Raw genomic sequence first — 18,581 nt, 5'->3', positions numbered from 1 at the left:
ATCGCGGATGTGGCCTACATGCGTGCGTTTTGTCGTGTGTTTTGTGATGGGTTTGTCGGGCCTCTGCGTCACTCAGACCCAACAAGGACCGGCGTTTCTGTCGCTGTTGCGACAAAGCTCACAACGATGCGTCGTGCTCGGCGCAGTGCTAGAAGCGCCGCACTTCGATGCCGTACTTGTGCAGCGCGTAGCCGATCTGCCGCGGCGTGATTCTGAGCAGACGTGCGGCCTTTGCCTGTACCCAGCCGCAGCGCTCCATGGCCCAGATGAGCCGCTCGCGCTCGCCCTCGGGTTTGCCTTCGTCGGTGTCCGCGGGATGGCAGGCGCCCGAAGGCTCGCCCGTGTTCGGGTCCGTAGAGATGTCGTCGCCGAAATCGTCGGGCAGCGCAAACGACGAATCGTGTTCGCGTGCGCCCGCGCCGGCGTCGCTTGCGGGCGTGCCGGGAATCTCGCGAATCGGAATGTCCGCGAGACGCGCCGGCCGTACCGCATCTTCGCGTTCGATGTGATGGAGCACGCGCGTGAGGCACTGGTCTTCCTGGCAGAGAAACGCGAGACGGTCGATCACGTCGCTATGCGTCATGGTCGCCGTGCGCTCCACGCAGTTCTCCAGTTCGCGCACGTTGCCGGGCCAGTAGCAGCTCGTCAGCACGCGCATGGCGTCGGGGCTGAAACGCAGTTCGCGGCCGTTGTCGCGATTGAAGCGGTCCAGAAAGTACTGCGCCATTTCCGGAATGTCTTCGCGCCGTTCGCGCAGCGGCGGCAACTGGATGCTCACCACGTTGATGCGGTAATAGAGGTCGGCGCGGAACTCGCCCTCTTTCACCATGCGCTCCAGATTGCGGTTGGTGGCGAGAATGAGCCGCACGTCCACCTTCACGGGCGCGGAGCCGCCCACGCGCTCGAACTCGCGTTCCTGCAGCACGCGCAGCAGCTTCGCCTGGAACGACGGCGAGATGTCGCCTATCTCGTCGAGGAACAGGGTGCCGCCGTGCGCCAGTTCGAAGCGCCCCTTGCGCTGCCCCTGCGCGCCCGTGAAGGCGCCTTTCTCGTGGCCGAACAGCTCGCTTTCGAGCAGCGATTCCGTGAGCGCCGCGCAGTTCACTGAAACGAACGCCTGCTCGCCACGCGGCGAGAGCCGGTGAATGGCGCGTGCGATCACCTCCTTGCCGGTGCCGCTTTCGCCACGCAGCAGCACCGTGGTGCGTGCAGGCGCGACCTGGTGAACCTGTTCAAAGATGCGTCGCATGGGCTCCGAAACGCCCACCACCTGATCGAGCGGCTGAAACGGTCGAATCGCCTTCTGCATGCGCCGCACTTCTTCCTGCATGCGGTCGTGTGCGGCGCTCACGCTGCGATGAAGCAGCAGCGCCTGGCCCATCAGCGTGGAAACGATCTTCATGAGGTGCAGGTCGCCCGCAAACATGCGTGTGCCGCCCGGGTTCATGCAGAACACGGCGAGCACGCCGAGCGTGTGATGCTCCTGGCGCAAAGGCGTGGCGAGCAGCGCGATACGCGCGTCGCCGAATTCGCCGGGCACGTCCGCGCTGCCGGTGCGGTCGAGAAACACCGGTTCGTCGCGCACGTCCGGCACCACCGCGGGCAGGCCGCTCTTGTAGACGCGCCCCACGATGCCTTCGCCCGGATGAAAACGAATGCGCTGATGCTCGTCGCTCGAGAGTCCCGCACTGCATAGCCCGCGCAGCTGGCCGCCGGGTTCCGCGACCACGACGAACGCACGCCGCCATTCCAGCGCGTGCAGGAGGTATTGCAGCGACGTGCGGAACGTCTGCGCTACGTCGAGCGACGACACCAGCGTCTTGCTGACTTCATAGACCGCGTCAAGCTCACGACGGGCCTCGCCTGCACCTGGGTTCTGCATGAATCCCTCCGCTCGTGCTGTGGCCCGGTCGAGGCGCCACGGCCCAACAACAGCACGATCCGCCATCAAAGCAAGATTTAGCCCAAGCCGGGACCGGACCGGCATTCGGGCACACAACGAAGCGGGGCGACAAAGCCGACACGAAGACGACAGGGAGCCGACAAACACAACACGCCTGAGCCGCGATTCCGCCTCTACACCGTACAAAAAAAACATTGCGTGCCGAGGAAATAACAATACCCGTCAAAAAAAACCGTGGCATGGATGTTGCAAATTTTGGCTGCCTGCCTTGATCCGCTCCATCCGCCCGATCCGCTCGACACGCAAAAAGGGAGTTCGCCATGCCGGACCTTGCCCGTGACCCTGAACGCCGCGCCCAGCCTGTCTATCTGGACTACGCGGCCACCACGCCCGTGGACCCGCGCGTCGCGCGCCGCATGCTGCCCTATATAACGCAGTTGTTCGGCAACCCGGCGAGCCGCTCCCACGCCTACGGCTGGGCGGCCGACGAAGCCGTGGAACTGGCGCGCGAGCAGGTGGCGAGCCTCGTGAACGCCGACCCGCGCGAGATCGTCTGGACCTCGGGTGCGACGGAGTCGAACAATCTCGCGCTGAAAGGTGCCGCGCACTTCTACCGCTCGCGCGGCAACCACCTCGTGACGGTCGCCACCGAGCACAAGGCCGTGCTCGACACCCTGCGCGAACTGGAACGCGAAGGGTTCGAGGTGACGGTGCTGCCCGTGCAGCCCGACGGCCGCGTGGATCCGGCCGCCTTCGAAGCGGCGCTCAAGCCCGGCACCGTGCTGGCGTCGGCCATGTTCGTCAACAACGAAACGGGCGCCATGCACGACATTGGCGCGCTCGGCGCCATGTGCCGCAGCCGCGGCGTGCTGTTCCACGTCGACGCCGCGCAGGCCGCGGGCAAGGTGCCCATCGACCTCGACACGTTGCCCGTGGACCTGATGTCGCTTTCCGCGCACAAGATGTACGGCCCGAAAGGCATTGGCGCGCTCTATGTGCGCCGCAAGCCGCGCGTGCGCCTTGAAGCGCAGATGCACGGCGGCGGCCACGAGCGCGGCATGCGTTCCGGCACGCTGCCCACGCACCAGATCGTGGGCATGGGCGAGGCGTTCTGGCTCGCGCGCGAGAGCATGCAGGCCGACACCGAGCGCATCCGCGCGCTGCGCGACCGGCTCTGGGCGGGTCTCTCGGCCATCGACGCCGTGTGCCTCAACGGCGACCTCGCGCACTGCGCGCCGCATTACCTGAACGTGAGCTTCCGCTACGTGGAGGGCGAATCGCTGCTGATGGGCATCAAGGACATCGCGGTGTCGTCGGGGTCCGCCTGCACGTCGGCGAGCCTCGAACCCAGCTACGTGCTGCGCGCAATGGGGCGCGAAGACGAGCTCGCGCACAGCTCCATCCGCTTTTCGCTCGGCCGCTTCACGACGGCGGAAGAAATCGATTTCGCCATTGACCAGGTCACCCAGGTGGTGGGGCGGCTGCGCGAAATGAGCCCGCTGTGGGACATGGCGCGCGCGGGCGTGGACCTGGCTTCCATTCAGTGGGCAGCGCATTGAGGCACTGAACACACATTCCGCCGTTCTCCACGAGGAGCATGCGATGGCTTACAGCAACGAGGTTCTGGACCACTACGAAAACCCGCGCAACGTCGGCTCGTTCGCGAAAGACGACAGCGCGGTGGGCACCGGCATGGTGGGCGCGCCCGCCTGCGGCGATGTGATGCGGCTGCAGATTCGCGTGAACCGCGACGGCGTGATCGAAGACGCACGCTTCAAGACCTACGGCTGCGGCTCGGCCATCGCATCGAGTTCGCTCGTGACCGAATGGGTGAAGGGCAAGACGCTCGACGAGGCCATGACGATCCGCAATACGCAGATCGCGGAGGCGCTCGCCCTGCCGCCCGTGAAGATTCACTGCTCGATCCTCGCCGAGGACGCCATCAAGGCCGCCGTCGCCGATTTCCGCTCGCGCCAGCACACACAAGCGGACGAAGGTGACAGCCTCACGACCGAACAGCCGGCCTGCGCGTCCGGCGCCCAGTGAACGCGCTCATTCGAACGAGGACTCGCACCATGGAAATGCTTGAACCTGTGGCCGCCGCGCCGCAATCCGCGCCGGCCTTTCTCGACTTCACCGCGCGCGCCGCGGCGAAGGTCGCCTCGCTGATCGAAGAAGAAGGCAACCCGCAACTGAAGCTGCGGCTCTACGTGTCGGGCGGCGGCTGCTCCGGCTTTCAATACGGCTTCTCGTTCGACGACCAGGTGGCCGAAGACGACATGCAGGTGGTCACAGACGGCGTCACGCTGCTGATCGACGCCATGAGCCAGCAATATCTGCTCGGCGCGCGCGTGGATTACGAAGACGGGCTCGAAGGCTCGCGCTTCGTGATCCAGAACCCGAATGCGCAGAGCACCTGCGGCTGCGGCAGTTCGTTCTCCGCGTGAGCGAGGTTGCCATGTCCATTTCGCTTACGCCTGCCGCCGCGCGGCACGTCGAACGGTCGCTGCAAAAGCGCGGCAGCGGCGTCGGGCTGCGCCTTGCCGTGAAGACAAGCGGCTGCTCGGGCTTCGCCTACGCGCTCGAATTCGTCGACACGCCGAACGCCGAGGACCAGTGCTTCGAAGCGCACGGCGTGACCATCGTCGTGGACCCGCGCAGCCTGCCCATGCTCGACGGCACCGAACTCGATTTCGTTCGCGAAGGCCTGAACGAAGGGTTCAAGTTCCACAACCCGAACGCAAAAGCCAGCTGCGGATGCGGAGAAAGCTTCGCGGTCTGACGCTTCGCCATCCGAACCAACCGACGAGGATTCCGCCCATGGCCCTGCTGCAGATCGCCGAACCCGGCCGTGCGGCCGCCCCGCATCAGCACCGGCTCGCGGCCGGCATCGACCTCGGCACGACGAACTCGCTCGTCGCCACAGTACAAAGCGCGCTGGCGCGCGTGTTGCCGGATGCGAACGGCGCGCTGCTGATGCCGTCCATCGTCCGCTATCTGCCTTCGGGCGAAATCGAAGTGGGACGTGAAGCGCAGGCGCACGTCACCGACGATCCGGCCAACACAATCGTTTCGGTAAAGCGCTTCATGGGGCGGCGCCTCACGGACCTGCCCGATGCGGGCGCGCTGCCCTATCGCTTCGTCGACCGGCCCGGCATGGTGAACGTGGCCACCGTGGCGGGCGAGCGCTCGCCCGTCGAAGTGTCCGCTGAGATTCTGCGAGCGTTGCGCGAGCAGGCCGAAGCGTCGCTGGGCGGCGAACTGACGGGCGTGGTCATCACGGTGCCCGCGTACTTCGACGACGCGCAGCGCCAGGCCACGAAAGACGCCGCGAAACTCGCCGGTCTGACGGTGCTGCGTCTGATGAACGAGCCCACGGCGGCGGCCGTCGCGTATGGACTCGACCGCGCGGCCGAAGGCACCTTCGCCGTCTACGACCTGGGCGGCGGCACGTTCGACATCTCCATCCTGCGTCTATCCAAGGGCGTGTTCGAAGTGCTCGCCACGGGCGGCGACTCCGCGCTCGGTGGAGACGACTTCGATTACGCCATCGCGCAGTGGCTCTGCAACGCGCATGGCGTGGGCGGCGTAGCGTCGCTCGGGCCGCGCGATCAGCGGGCGGTGCTAGTCGCGGCGCGCGCCGCGAAAGAAGCGCTTTCGCAAACGGACACGGTCGAGGCGGTGGTGGAAATGGCCGACGGCACGGTCTGGCGGCGCACGCTCACGCGCGCCACGTTCGCTGCGCTCGGCGCGCCGCTGATCGAACGCACGCTCGCCGCCACGCGGCGCGCGCTGCGCGACGCCCGGTTGCAGAGCAACGAGTTAGCCGGCGTGGTGCTGGTAGGCGGCTCGACGCGCATGCCGCTCGCCCGCGACGCTGTGCGTGCGTTCTTCGGCCGCGAGCCGCTTGCCGACATCGACCCCGATCAGGTGGTCGCGCTCGGCGCCGCCAGGCAGGCCGACGTGCTGGCCGGCAATGGCAATGACAATGGCAACGACGGCGGCTGGCTGCTGCTCGACGTGTGCCCGCTGTCGCTCGGTATCGAAACCATGGGTGGGCTTGTCGAAAAGATCATTCCGCGCAACTCGACGCTGCCGCTCGCACGCGCCCAGGAATTCACCACGTTCAAAGACGGGCAGACCGCCATGTCGATTCACGTCGTGCAGGGTGAACGCGAAGGCGTGGCGGACTGCCGCTCGCTCGCGCGCTTCGAGTTGCGCGGCATTCCGCCCGCAGTCGCAGGTGCGGCGCGCATTCGCGTAACGTTCCAGATCGACGCGGACGGTCTGCTCGCCGTAACCGCACGCGAGCAAACCACGGGCACCGAGGCGCACGTGGAAGTAAAGCCGTCGTATGGTTTGAGCGACGCCCAGGTGGCCGCCATGCTGAAAGAGGCCATCGAAACCTCGACCGACGACATGCAGTTGCGCATGCTGCGCGAGGCGCAGATCGACGCGCGGCGCTTGCTGGATGCGACCGAAGCCGCCCTTGCCACCGACGCCGACCTGCTCGACGACGAAGAACTCGCTGCCATCCGGCACGCGGGCTTTCGCGTGGCCGACGCTCTCGAAACCGGCGCGCCGCCCGATACGCTCAAGGCGATTGCCGCCGTGCTCTCCGAGGCCACGGAGGAATTCGCCGCGCGCCGCATGAACGCATCGATTCGCGCCGCGCTAACGGGCCGCGAGCTCGACAGCCTCGCCTGATTGCATCACTAGTGCATCACGAGGTTCGCGACCATGCCACGCATCCAGGTACTCCCTCATCCCGAGCTATGCCCCGCAGGGCAGACGCTCGACGTCAAACGCGGCACGTCGCTGTGCGAGAGCCTCGTTCAGTCGGGCATCGCGCTCGAACACGCCTGCGAAATGGTCGCGGCGTGTGCCACGTGCCACGTCTACGTGCGCGAGGGCGGCGCATCGCTCGCGCCGCCCGAGGACGACGAAAGCGATCAGCTCGATCACGCCTGGGGGCTCGACGCGCAATCGCGTCTGGCCTGCTGCGTGAAGCTGCGCGACGCGGATCTCGTCGTCGAACTGCCGCGCCACACGCGCAACCTCGCGCGCGAACGCTGAGCGCCGTTCAGCGCGCGCTGCACCAGACGTACGACTCCGTTCCCTGGCTGTCTGAAACAGAACATTCGCGACACGGACAACGCAGCCACGAAGGGTTCGGATCTCGACAGATTGCGCGAAAAGCGCTTCCCGCAAGCCCTCTCCGTGTTGCCGCCCTCGCTGGCATAGCCCTTGCAATTCATGTCGCAACCACCAGAGAGGTCACCGATGTCCAACCCGATCATCAACGACACCACGCTGCGCGATGGCGAGCAGACCGCCGGTGTCGCGTTCACGGTCGACGAGAAGTGCGCGATCGCCACGGCGCTTTCGCGCGCGGGCGTGCCCGAACTCGAAATCGGCATTCCGGCGATGGGCGAAGAAGAGATTGCGTGCATCAAGGCCATCGTGGACCTGAACCTCGATGCCGGCATGATGGTCTGGGGGCGCCTCACCGACGCCGATCTGGCCGCGGCGCTGCGCTGCAATCCCGACATCGTGCATCTTTCGATTCCCGTTTCGGACATCCACCTTCAGCACAAGCTTCGGCAGCCGCGCAGCTGGGCGCTTGCGCAGGTCACGCGCGTGATTGCCGAAGCGGCGAAGAGCGGGCGTAAGGTGTCGCTCGGTCTCGAAGACGCGTCGCGCGCAGACCCGGCCTTCATTGCCGACATCGCGCAGCGGGCGCAGCAGTGCGGCGCGCAGCGCGTGCGCTTTGCCGACACGCTCGGCGTGCTGGACCCGTTCGCCACCTACGAGGCGATTGCACGCTTGCGCGCGGCAGTGGACATCGAAATCGAAATTCACGCGCACGACGATCTGGGCCTCGCAACGGCCAATACGCTCGCGGCGCTGCGCGCCGGGGCTACGCATGCGAATACGACCGTCAACGGTCTGGGCGAGCGCGCGGGCAACGCGGCGCTGGAAGAAGTGGTGATGGGCACGCGCCACCTGCTGGGACGCGACACGGGCGTGGACACCACCTCGCTGCTCGGCATCTCGCGCCTCGTCGAACAGGCATCGGGTCGCAACGTGTCGTTCAACAAGAGCATTGTGGGCGGCGGCGTCTTCACGCACGAATCGGGCATACACGCAGACGGCATCGCGAAGCACCCCACCACCTACGAAGGCTTCGATCCGGCCGAACTGGGCCGCGAACGCTCCGTGGTGCTCGGCAAACATTCAGGATCACAAAGCGTGCGTCAGGCGTACGACGCGCTAGGGCTCAATATCGCCGACCAGCTCGTACCGCTGCTGCTCACGCGCATTCGCCACTTCGCCGTGCGCTACAAGCAGGCGCCGAGCGCGAGCGACCTCTACCGGTTTCTGGTGGAAGCGCGCGGCACGCTGGAAGAGGTGTCGTGAGCGACGTATGGAACGCCATGAAGGAGTCACTGCGATGCAAGGCTTCATCGAACAACTGAAAACGCTCTCGTCCGCCGAAGACTTCCTGTGCTTCTTCGGCATTCCGTTCGACCAGAAGGTGGTGGACGTGAGCCGGCTGCACATCCTGAAACGTTTTTTCCAGTACATCCGGCAGCAGGACGCGATAGCTCAGGGCGACGAGGCGGCGATGTACACGGCCTATCACGGCCTGCTCGCGAAGGCCTATGGCGACTTCGTGGTCTCCACGCCCGCCGAGCAGAAAGTGTTCAAGGTCTTTCAGGACGTGGACGGCCGGCAGCACGTTTCGATCGAGAATCTGCGCGCGTCGATGCCCGCGCGCGACGCCGCCTGAGCGAGGAGAGCCGACATGCACATCGTCGTCTGCATCAAGCAGGTTCCGGATTCCGCGCAGATTCGCGTCCATCCGGTTACCAACACCATCATGCGGCAGGGCGTGCCTGCCATCGTGAATCCGTACGACCTGTTTTCGCTGGAAGAAGCGCTGCGCCTGAAGGACCAGTTCGGCGGCAAGGTCACGGCGCTCTGCATGGGCCCGCCCCAGGCTGAAGAGGCGCTGCGCAAGTGCATCAGCTACGGCGCCGACGACGCGGTACTCGTGACCGACCGCGCCTTCGCCGGCGCGGACACGCTCGCCACCTCGTACGCGCTCGCGGCCGGCATCCGCCAGATCGCGAAAGAGCAGGCCGTGGACGTGGTGTTCACCGGCAAGCAGACCATCGACGGCGACACGGCGCAGGTGGGCCCCGGCATCGCCAAACGCCTAGGCCTGCAATTGTTGACCTACGTGTCGCGCATCGTCGAGGTGAATCCGGACGCCCGCACCATTCGCGTAGAGCGCCGCGCCGAAGGCGGCGTGCAGGTGCTGGAAACCGCGCTGCCGTGCCTCGTGACGATGCTCGAAAACACCAACGAGCTGCGCTTCGCGACGCTACCCGCCATGATCCACGCGGCCGGCTTTCCGGTGCGCAAATGGAACCGCGAGCAGGCCGGCATCGAAGACGTGAGCAAGATCGGGCTCAAGGGTTCGCCCACGGTGGTGAGCAAGGTGTTCGGTCCCACGCCGCGCAGCGAAAAGGCGGAGATGCTCGTGCTCGACGTGTCGAACCTGCGCGACGTTTCCATGAACCTGCTGCAGAAGATCTTCACCCGCCATCCGACGCTGGAGGCCGACTTGCTCACGAAGGAAGCGCCATGAATACGCCCGCCGCTGGTGTTGGAAACCCCGCCGGAAAACCCGCCGCACCCGTGAAGAAAGCGGCGGGACGCAACCTCGAACTGCCCGAGCATCTGAAGGCGTACAAGGGCGTCTGGGTGTTCCTCGAACACGACCGCGGCCACGTGCACAGCGTGTCGTGGGAACTGCTGGGCGAGGCGCGCAAGCTGGCCGATACGCTGGGCAGCAACGTGTCCGTCGCGATACTGGGCGGCCCCAACGAGCCGCTCGAACGGTTCGCCGCCGAGGCATTCGCTTATGGCGCGGACAAGGCCTACGTGATGCACGACGCCGCGTTGCTCGGCTACCGCAACGAGCCGTTCACGAAGGGCCTCACCGACCTCGTGAACCGCTACCAGCCCGAAATTCTGCTGCTGGGCGCGACCTCGATGGGCCGCGACCTCGCGGGGTCGGTGGCCACCACGCTCGCCACCGGCCTCACTGCGGATTGCACGGCGCTCAACATCGACCCCACGTCGCGCGCGCTCGCGGCCACGCGGCCCACGTTCGGCGGGTCGCTGCTCTGCACGATCATGACGCTCGCCTATCGTCCGCAGATGGCCACGGTGCGCCCACGCGTGATGGCGATGCCGCCGTCGCAGCCCGAACGCACCGGCGAGATCGTGCAGGAAACGCTGGGCATGGTGGAGACGGCGATCGTGACGAAGCTGCTCGACTTCATTGCGGATGCGAACAGCAACAAGATCAACCTGCCGTATGCCGACGTGATCGTGAGCGGGGGCAAGGGGCTCAAGCATCCCGACAACTTCCGGCTCGTGTTCGAACTGGCGCGCGTGCTGGGCGGCGAAGTGGGTGCAACGCGGCCGTGCGTGCAGGCAGGCTGGGTGGAGGCCGACCGCCAGGTCGGGCAGACCGGCAAGACGGTGCGGCCTCGGCTCTACATCGCGGCGGGCATTTCGGGCGCGATTCAGCACCGCGTGGGGATGGAAAGCTCGGACGTGATCGTCGCCATCAATACGGACCCGAACGCACCCATCTTCGACTTCGCGCACTACGGGATCGTGGGCAACGCATTGCAGGTGCTGCCGGCGCTCACGCAGGCTTTCGCAGAGCATCTCGCGTTGCGCGGGAAGCAGGCTGCATGAGCAGGCCGCATGCGCAGACTGCATGAGCTGACGTCCTAAGGAGACGCCGATGAAAAAACCTTCGCAATTCGACGCGATCGTCGTGGGCGCCGGCCCTTCCGGCAACGCCGCCGCCTACGTCATGGCGAAAGCCGGCCTCAAGGTGCTGCAGATCGAGCGCGGCGAATATCCCGGCAGCAAGAACGTGCAGGGCGCGATTCTGTACGCGAAGGCGCTCGAAGAGATCATCCCCGACTTTCGCGACGATGCGCCGCTCGAACGGCACATCATCGAGCAGCGCATGTGGATGCTCGACGACACGTCGTTCGTCGGCACCCACATGCGCAGCGACGACTACAACAAGCCGCCGTACAACCGCTACACGATCATTCGCGCGCAGTTCGACAAATGGTTCTCGTCGAAGGTGCGCGAGGCCGGCGCGCTGTTGATCTGCGAAACCACGGTCAATCAGCTGATCATGGACGGCGACCAGGTGGTGGGCGTGCAATGCGACCGCGAACAGGGCGACGTGTACGCCGACGTAGTGATTCTCGCGGACGGCGTGAATTCCACGCTGGCGCGCAAGGCCGGCTTTCATGGCGAGATAGAGGCCGGCAACGTGGCGCTCGCCGTGAAGGAAATCCTGTTCATGCCTGAGGAGACCATTCGCCAGCGCTTCAACGTGGGCGAAGAAGAAGGCGTGGTCATCGAAATGGTGGGCCGTATTACCGACGGCATGATGGGCACGGGCTTTCTCTATACCAACAAGGAGTCGCTCACCATCGGCGTGGGCTGCATGCTGGGCGACTTCAAGAAGAACCCCAACCGCACGAGCCCTTACGTGCTGCTCGAACAGATGAAGCGTCACCCTTCCATTGCGCCGCTGATCGAGGGCGGCGAAATGAAAGAGTATTGCGCGCATCTGATTCCCGAAGGCGGCTTTCATGCCGTACCGCAGGTGTACGGCAACGGCTGGATGATCGTGGGCGACTCGGGCGGGTTCGTGAATGCCGCGCATCGCGAAGGCTCCAACCTCGCCATGACGACTGGCCGGCTCGCCGCCGAAACGGTGATCGCGGCGAAGGCCGCGGGCAACGGCTATCGCGCGGGCACGCTGAAGGCATACAAGACGGCGCTGGACGAAAGCTTCGTGATGAAAGACCTGCGCAAGTACCGCGACATGCCCGCCGTGCTGCACAACAACCCGCAGTTCTTCACGACGTGGCCCGATCTCGTGGCGCGTGCCGCGCGCACGATGATTACCGTCGACGGCGTCGACAAGAAGAGCAAGGAACGCGAAGTCATGTCGAGCTTCCGCAAGAGCCGGTCGCTGACCGGGCTCGTAGGGGACGCATACAAACTCTGGAGGGCATTCCGGTGAACACCGTAACCGTCAACGTCGAGGAAAAGCTGTTCCAGAACCGCTATCGCGTGGATGCGGGGCGGCCTCACATCCGCATCAAGAACGCAGACGTCTGCACCAACCAGTGCGGCTCGAAGAGCTGCACCTTCGTCTGCCCCGCGTCGTGCTACAAGGCCGAAGGCAACGGCTCGGTCACGCTGATCACGGACGGGTGCCTCGAATGCGGCAGCTGCCGCATCCTGTGCACGGAACACAACAACGTGGAATGGGAGTACCCGCGCGGCGGGCACGGCATCCTGTTCAAGTTCGGCTAAGGACGACGGCAATGAGCAAACCGAAACGGCATGTCTTCGTGTGCACGCAGAACCGGCCGCCGCAGCATCCGCGCGGATCGTGCGGCGGCGGCAAGGGCTCAGCTGCCCTGATTCAGGCGTTCTGGGCCGAACAGCAGAAGCGCAACGCCTACGAGACGGTGGCGATCACCTACTCCGGCTGCCTCGGTCCGTGCGACCAGGGTGCGAACGTGGTGGTCTATCCGGAAGCGGTGCTGTACCGCGGCGTGACGCCCGCCGATGTCGATGAAATCTTCACGTCGCATCTGGAAGGCGGCGAGCCCGTGGCGCGGCTCGTTGCACCCGAGGCGGTGTGGTGAACATCTTCACGGGCGTTGAGTCATCCGAACTATTCGGCGGCCAGGTGCCGCCGCCCGTGCAGCGCCTGATCGCCACCGCACGCAACGCGCCGCCCGACGAGGCCGGCGCCGCGCTGTGGACCGCCGTGCTCACGTTTCCGCGCTGCCTGCCGCCGTATTACCTGCTCTACAAGTTTCACGCGAGCCGCGGCGAAATGGAGCCGGCGCACGAAGTCGCGAGCAAGGCGCTCGCGGCCGCGGCGTTGCAGGCGCATCTGGCTACGGACTGGCGCGCAGTACTGCCGGGCGACGCCGATTTTTCGACGCCCGGACCTGCGCGTTTCTGGCTGTTCACGCTGAAGGCGCTGGCGTTCATCAACGTACGACGCGGCGAGCGGGCCGCCGCGCTGGCCCTCGTCACGAAACTGCGCGCGCTCGATCCGGCGGATCGTATCGGCTTCGGCGTGGTGGAAGCGTTGCTCGCGCAGTCGTGATTGTCCGGGTCGGGCAAGGAGTACCGCACGGAACACCCCCAAGGCCCCCGGTTACGCTCGGCGTGGCGCTCGGGTATTCCCAGATCAACCGGCTCCCGTTCGTGAAGTAGCCCAAACGACGCACGGCGCAGGGCTTTGCAGGTCATCCAGGCGCGCACCTTCAATTCGCGGCCCGTCTGCGCACGTCGCTTACCCGCGCAATCAGATCGTAACGACGCAGCTTTTCGTACAGCGTGCTTTTCGCGATGCCGAGCTGATTCGCGGTTTGCGTGAGATTGCCGGCATTGCGATCGAGCGCGCGGCGGATCGTCTCGGCCTCCGCCAGCTTGAGCGAGTCTTCGGCACTTCCCGGCTCCGCGGCCGCTGCCTGTTTCGCGACGTATCCGGCAAGCGCTGCCGTCGCGCGAATTTCGGCGGGCAACTTGTCCGCCGTGATGACGGAACCGCTCGCCAGCAAAAGCGAGCCCTCTATTGCGTTGCGCAATTCGCGCACGTTGCCGGGCCACGGGTACGCCAGCAGACGCGCATAGGCTTCGTCGTCGAACGAGCGGGCCGGCAAGCCGTATGACTGGCACAGCCGCTCCAGCCAGTACGCAATGAGGGCCGGCAGGTCCTCGGTGCGCTCGCGCAGACTCGGAATCGAAATGGTCGTCACAGCGATCCGGTAGAACAGGTCCATTCGGAACGTGCCGCTGGAGATCGCGTCCTTGAGGTTGCGATGGGTCGCCGCCACCAGGCGGAAATTCACCTTGCGCGGCGTATTTTCCCCAAGCCGGTAGATTTCGTTTTCTTCGAGCACGCGCAGCAGATGCGGTTGTATGTCCACCGGCATCTCGCCTATTTCGTCGAGAAACAGTGTGCCGCCGTTGGCTGCCTCGATCTTGCCCGCCGCGCCGGACTTGCGCGCGCCGGTAAAGGCTCCCTCGGCGTAGCCGAAGAGTTCGCTCGCGAGCAGATCTCTCGATAACCCGCCGCAGTTGAGCGCGATGAATGGTCCGTCCGCGCGTTCGCTTGCCTGGTGAATGCCTTGTGCAAAAAGCTCTTTGCCCACGCCTGTTTCGCCGAGCAACAGCACGGGAACCCGCGACCGCGCGAGTTGACGTGCCTTGTCGACGGCGTCCCGCAAGACGCGGCTCTCGCCCACGAGACGCTTGAATGCGCCGGTCGAATCAGGCCGCATATCGCGGCCGCGCGCGATCGGAACCGATCCGCGCACGACTTCGCTGCCCGGTATCACGATCATGAATCCGAGTATCGCGTCGCCTTCGCGCAAGGTTTCCACGTGCGCGTGATGCAGCCACGCCGGCGCATTCGCCGAAGGTCCCGCCTCGGCCAGGTGGCTCAAACCCGGCACCGTGAAACTCGCGTCGATCTGCACGTCGAAGCCGAAGCGCCGCAGCGCCGGCACGACCTGCGCATTGGCCTTAACGAGACGTCCGCGTTCGTCGACAATCAATACGGCATCCGAAGCAAGCGAACCGAAACGCGACGCGCACCGGTCCAGCATGCGCAGGCGGCGCTCCATCGCGTCTTTCGCGATGCGGCTTTCGATGCGGCCCGCGAGCGACACGGTCAACGCGAGGCTATAGCGGTTGTAGGTATCCGCGAGCCCCGATACATCGATCACGCCCAGCACTTGCCCGTCCAGCGGGTCGCGAATGACGGTTGCCGAGCAGGTCCAGCGCTTGATGCCTGCGCAGAAATGTTCCGCGCCATGAATCTGCACGGGCTGCCGCAGCGCGAGCGCGGTGCCGATCGCGTTGGTACCGCAATTGAGCTCGGTCCAGTTGCAGCCCGGCACCAGACCCACTTCACGCGCCGGGTCGATGATGCGCATGTCGCCTTCGTGCTGAAGGATCATGCCTTCGGGGTCGGCGAGCAGCATGACGGTGCCGGTCTGCGCAAGCAGTTCGCGCGTTTGCTGCATCAGCGGCAAGCTCGCGTTGACGAGCTGCGCATTCCCGGCCAGCCAATGTCTCAGTTGATTTTCGCCGATGGGCGGCGGCGCACGATCCACCGCGGGGTCGACGCGGCCCACAAGGCAGCGTTGCCAGGAATCGTCCACCACGCCGCGCACCTCGGACGAATGCCACTCGCCCCCTCCTACGAGATGCTCCCATGCGGACATGATGCTGCCGTCGCGCTCCGGACTGGAAAACCAGTCCATTGGCGTACCTGTATGTTGCATGCGTGTCTCCTGGCGATTCGCATGGCGCGAATCGCGTAGCCGTATGTTTCGGCCCTCTTTGAGGTGGAGCGTCGCGGCCATAGCCCGACCACCCCTCTCGCATCGTACTCTGATGCGCGGCTCGAACAAGCAATGTGCACGCCAATTCGGCAGGTACGCGCACACAGGCTTCTTCCCCGCGCAGAGCACTGCACAAGGGGCTCACGGCCACAAATAGCGCAGGAAAACAGGCACACCGTTCGAAAATCGAACGTCCGAAAAACGAACGCCCCGCTTCGCCTGAGCGAAAGCGGGGCGGGTTGGCACCGTCGCCAACGCCAATCCCCCGACGCCATTACGCGCCGGTCGGATCAAACGTCGTACTAATCGGCGCGTTCAGGCACCGGCAGCTTCAGCCACTCTGCGTAGAAACCCTCGATGTCGGGTTCGAAGTCGTGAACCACCGGATACCACGGCGTGGGCGCCTCGACGTCGTGCATCGCGCCGCAGGTGGGGCAGTAGTACTCGCGATACACCTGCCATTGCGTGTCGGGCGCCATGAGGCGCGGGTAGACCTCGTCCATGGCCTCTTCGGAATCCCGCACGAAAATGCTCGCGTGCAGCTTCCAGTTCTCGCGGTAGTCGCAGAACACATGACCGCAATCGCATTGCGTGACCCACTTCTTCGACGCCTGCTGTTGAACGATATAGAGGTGCGGGCCCAGCGGCAGGATGATGCGATCTTTCCAGCCCAGCTTGCGTTGCAGGGCGTCGAGGTACATCTCGAAGCGCTCTCCGTCCTTGGGCATCGAGAGCATGCGCAACGTCGTCTCCCAGTCGAGCGTGCCGTCGACCAGGTTCGCGATCTGTTCCTTCGTGTAGGTAGACATCTTCACTTTCTCCGTAGACAGTTTTCAGGACAAGCCGCGCGTTATTCCTCGACCAGTACGACCGTGTTCACGTCGGGCATCTTCGAAAGATCCATGCGGAACTTCGAGCCGTAGGTGGGCACGTCGAGTTCGTCTTCGGTGAGCGTCCATGACTCGGGCAGATCCCAGAACGTGCGGAACTGCGCTTCGAACTTCGTCGAAAGGCCGAAGCTCGTCGCGAACATGTGCTTGACCTGCGTCGAGGCATGCTTGACCAGGATGCGCTCGCGCTCGCTCTTCATCCACTCGCGCGTGGGCTGCGAACGCGCAAGCCGCTGGTTGCGAATCTCGATGCGCAGCAGCGCCGTCTGCTTTGCATCGACATGCCAGATGCCGTGCGCGTCCTTCGTTGCGACCGCGCCGTAGACCTTCTGCGCGTACTCGGGCAGCAGCACCGCATTGTTGAGATCGCGCTCGATCGCCTCGATGCCGCGGTCGAGCGGATCGCCGAAGCCGGGCCCGCCGCGCAGGTAGTTCAGATACAAGTCGTAGTTGTCGTAGCAGTCTTCCGTCGTCATGCACTGCTGGTCGCGCTTGATGCGTGCGCCCGCGTTCAGATGGTTCTCGTAGTCGGGCACGTCCGGATTGGTGTCGCCACCCAGCGGCAGACTCTCGCCCTGTGCAATGCGCTGGTCGAGGCCCGTGTGATGCGCCTCGAAGCGGTAGCCCGTGGCCGCCGGGTATCCGCCCATGAGTCCCCAGTCGCTGTTCATGTAGCCGTTGCCCATGAAGAACATCGTCCAGTCCTGGGCTTTCCAGACCATGCGCAGCGTCTCGAAACCGCAGCCGCCGCGGTACTTCCCGTAGCCGCCCGAATTGGCCTTCACGTTGCGGCCCAGATAGAGCAGCGGCTCCGCCATTTCCCAGATCTCGATGTCCCCCATGTCGCCTTCGGGATTCCAGATCGCGGCCGCATGGTTGAGCCCGTCCTTGATCGCGCACGCGCCGGTGCCGCACGACGACGCCTCGAAACTGTTCACCGCGTGAATGTCGCCGTCCTGATTGATGCCGCCGCCTTGCAACCAGTTGGACGTGTTCGCGTTGCCCGCGTTGACCTCTTCGAGATAGCCACGGCTGAAATAGGCTTGCGAGAGGCCGCGCCACAGCGCACTCCAGCCCGAGACCAGGAAGTGCCAGGCATACGCGTGGCCCGTGCGGCGGTCGTCGGGATTCATCCATGCGCCCTTCGGCAAATGGAATTCGGTGCCGAAGTACGCGCCGTCGTTGATGCGCTGCGTCGGCACGAGGGTTTGCGTCATCATCACCCAGATACCGCTCGTGAATGCGACCTGGTGCGCGTTATACGAGTGCCAGCCCCAACGGCTCGCGCCTTCGAAGTCGAGCCGCCAGGTGGCGTCGCGCCGGATCTCCATTTCCACGGGCGAATGCATGATGGAGTCGAGCTTCGCGAAGGCCGACGAGGTCTGTACGTCGGGATGGTTGTACGGCACGTCCACAAACGCGACCTTGCGGTACTTGCCGGGCAGCGTCATGGCCTTGATGCGCGTCTGCAAACCACGGCGCCCTTCTTCAATCACCTCGTAGGCGAATTTCTCGTAGGCCTCGATGCCTTCGTCCTCGATCACCTCTTCGATCAGGTCGCGAATCATGTGGCAGCCTGCAATGCGCGTGCGCTCGTCGAGAATCCAGTATTTCGGCGTGCGCACGGAACGCTGACTCTCATGCAGCCAGTCGCGCAGCGGCGTGTCGTTCACGCCCGTCTTGCGGCACGTGATCATGTAGCCGTCGCCGAAGCGCTGCACCTGCCCCGTCGACATGGAACCCGGCGTCACCGCGCCCGTGTCGATCACGTGCGTGACGCCGCCCACCCAACCCACGAGTTTGCCGTGCGCGAAGATCGGCACGATGGTGGCGATGTCGCACGGGTGCACGTTGCCGATCGAACAGTCGTTGTTCGTGAACATGTCGCCGGGATGAATGCCGGGGTTGGCCTCCCAGTTGTTCTCGATCATGTACTTGATCGCGGCGCCCATCGTGCCGACGTGGATGATGATTCCCGTGGAGGTGAGCACGCAGTCGCCGGCCGCGTTGTAGAGCGTGAAGCACAGCTCGCCTTCCTGCTCGACGATCGGGCTCGCTGCGATCTTCTTCGCCGTCTCGCGTGCGTGCACGAGGCCGCCGCGCAGCTTCGAAAACATCTTCTCGTAGCGAATGGGGTCGCTCTCCCTGAGTTCGAGCCTGGTGAGACCGTTGTAGTGGCCAGATTGCGCGGTGCGCTCCAGAATGCCGTCGCGGAACTGCTTGAGCGTCTGACCGTTCTTGAGAAGATCGGCGAAGCCGACTTCCTGGTTGGACATCATATTCATGGTGTGT

The 18,581-nt window shown here is 65.0% G+C and carries 18 protein-coding genes; 14 read left to right on the top strand and 4 right to left on the bottom strand.

The annotated features are described in order from the left end of the window. Nucleotides 1-148: 148 nt before the first annotated feature. A complete protein-coding gene (nifA, locus tag P2869_RS19415; protein ID WP_277599231.1) occupies nt 149-1,882 on the bottom strand; it encodes a nif-specific transcriptional activator NifA in 1,734 nt (577 codons plus the stop codon). 341 nt (nt 1,883-2,223) lie between these two features. Between nifA and P2869_RS19410 the strand changes: the two genes are divergently transcribed. From P2869_RS19410 to P2869_RS19345, 14 genes are all read left to right on the top strand, one after another. Next, nucleotides 2,224-3,462, top strand: a complete 1,239-nt coding sequence (locus P2869_RS19410) for an IscS subfamily cysteine desulfurase (protein ID WP_277599230.1) — start codon at nt 2,224-2,226, stop codon at nt 3,460-3,462. Nucleotides 3,463-3,505: 43 nt separating this feature from the next. Further along, nucleotides 3,506-3,949, top strand: a complete 444-nt coding sequence (gene iscU, locus P2869_RS19405) for a Fe-S cluster assembly scaffold IscU (protein WP_017773446.1) — start codon at nt 3,506-3,508, stop codon at nt 3,947-3,949. 29 nt (nt 3,950-3,978) lie between these two features. After that, complete coding sequence (gene erpA, locus P2869_RS19400; protein ID WP_017773445.1) at nt 3,979-4,350, top strand: iron-sulfur cluster insertion protein ErpA; 372 nt, start codon at nt 3,979-3,981, stop codon at nt 4,348-4,350. Nucleotides 4,351-4,361: 11 nt separating this feature from the next. Then, nucleotides 4,362-4,685, top strand: a complete 324-nt coding sequence (iscA, locus tag P2869_RS19395; protein WP_026121171.1) for an iron-sulfur cluster assembly protein IscA — start codon at nt 4,362-4,364, stop codon at nt 4,683-4,685. Between the two features lie 38 nt (nt 4,686-4,723). After that, entirely contained in the window at nt 4,724-6,610 is a 1,887-nt protein-coding gene (gene hscA / locus P2869_RS19390; protein WP_277599229.1) for a Fe-S protein assembly chaperone HscA, read from the top strand. A 33-nt stretch (nt 6,611-6,643) separates the two neighbouring features. Continuing rightward, nucleotides 6,644-6,979 carry a 2Fe-2S iron-sulfur cluster-binding protein gene (locus tag P2869_RS19385; RefSeq protein WP_017773442.1) on the top strand — a complete coding sequence of 112 codons (336 nt, stop codon included), beginning with the start codon at nt 6,644-6,646 and terminating at the stop codon, nt 6,977-6,979. A 207-nt stretch (nt 6,980-7,186) separates the two neighbouring features. Next, nucleotides 7,187-8,323: a homocitrate synthase gene (nifV, locus tag P2869_RS19380; RefSeq protein ID WP_017773441.1), complete on the top strand. Its 1,137-nt coding sequence runs from the start codon at nt 7,187-7,189 to the stop codon at nt 8,321-8,323. A gap of 34 nt (nt 8,324-8,357) precedes the next feature. After that, complete coding sequence (gene nifW, locus P2869_RS19375; protein WP_017773440.1) at nt 8,358-8,696, top strand: nitrogenase stabilizing/protective protein NifW; 339 nt, start codon at nt 8,358-8,360, stop codon at nt 8,694-8,696. A 15-nt stretch (nt 8,697-8,711) separates the two neighbouring features. Beyond that, complete coding sequence (locus tag P2869_RS19370; RefSeq protein WP_017773439.1) at nt 8,712-9,560, top strand: electron transfer flavoprotein subunit beta/FixA family protein; 849 nt, start codon at nt 8,712-8,714, stop codon at nt 9,558-9,560. Beyond that, nucleotides 9,557-10,684 carry an electron transfer flavoprotein subunit alpha/FixB family protein gene (locus P2869_RS19365; RefSeq protein ID WP_277599228.1) on the top strand — a complete coding sequence of 376 codons (1,128 nt, stop codon included), beginning with the start codon at nt 9,557-9,559 and terminating at the stop codon, nt 10,682-10,684. Before P2869_RS19370 ends, P2869_RS19365 begins: the two co-directional genes overlap by 4 nt. Nucleotides 10,685-10,733: 49 nt before the next feature. Continuing rightward, nucleotides 10,734-12,044: an FAD-dependent monooxygenase gene (locus tag P2869_RS19360; protein WP_277599227.1), complete on the top strand. Its 1,311-nt coding sequence runs from the start codon at nt 10,734-10,736 to the stop codon at nt 12,042-12,044. Next, a complete protein-coding gene (locus P2869_RS19355; RefSeq protein WP_017773436.1) occupies nt 12,041-12,340 on the top strand; it encodes a ferredoxin family protein in 300 nt (99 codons plus the stop codon). The genes P2869_RS19360 and P2869_RS19355 overlap by 4 nt, the downstream gene beginning before the upstream one ends. Before the next feature lie 11 nt (nt 12,341-12,351). Beyond that, nucleotides 12,352-12,678, top strand: coding sequence for a (2Fe-2S) ferredoxin domain-containing protein (locus P2869_RS19350; protein ID WP_017773435.1), 327 nt, complete (start codon nt 12,352-12,354; stop codon nt 12,676-12,678). Beyond that, on the top strand, nt 12,675-13,151 hold the full coding sequence (locus P2869_RS19345; RefSeq protein WP_277599226.1) for a hypothetical protein: 477 nt from the start codon (nt 12,675-12,677) through the stop codon (nt 13,149-13,151). Before P2869_RS19350 ends, P2869_RS19345 begins: the two co-directional genes overlap by 4 nt. A gap of 160 nt (nt 13,152-13,311) precedes the next feature. Here P2869_RS19345 and P2869_RS19340 read toward each other — a convergent pair whose 3' ends face one another. The 3 genes from P2869_RS19340 to P2869_RS19330 form a co-directional block, all read right to left on the bottom strand. Beyond that, nucleotides 13,312-15,339 (bottom strand): sigma 54-interacting transcriptional regulator, encoded by a 2,028-nt coding sequence (locus tag P2869_RS19340; protein ID WP_277599225.1) that lies wholly within the window; start codon nt 15,337-15,339, stop codon nt 13,312-13,314. A 362-nt stretch (nt 15,340-15,701) separates the two neighbouring features. After that, nucleotides 15,702-16,208, bottom strand: coding sequence for an acetone carboxylase subunit gamma (locus P2869_RS19335; protein ID WP_017773431.1), 507 nt, complete (start codon nt 16,206-16,208; stop codon nt 15,702-15,704). Nucleotides 16,209-16,249: 41 nt separating this feature from the next. Then, nucleotides 16,250-18,574: a hydantoinase B/oxoprolinase family protein gene (locus P2869_RS19330; protein ID WP_277599224.1), complete on the bottom strand. Its 2,325-nt coding sequence runs from the start codon at nt 18,572-18,574 to the stop codon at nt 16,250-16,252. Nucleotides 18,575-18,581 lie beyond the last annotated feature (7 nt).

The sequence above is a fragment of the Paraburkholderia sp. SUR17 genome, from assembly GCF_029536165.1.
GTDB classification, from domain to species: domain Bacteria; phylum Pseudomonadota; class Gammaproteobacteria; order Burkholderiales; family Burkholderiaceae; genus Paraburkholderia; species Paraburkholderia kururiensis.
The sequence above is the reverse complement of the archived record's forward strand: the minus strand, read 5'-3'. Positions and strand labels throughout refer to the sequence as shown.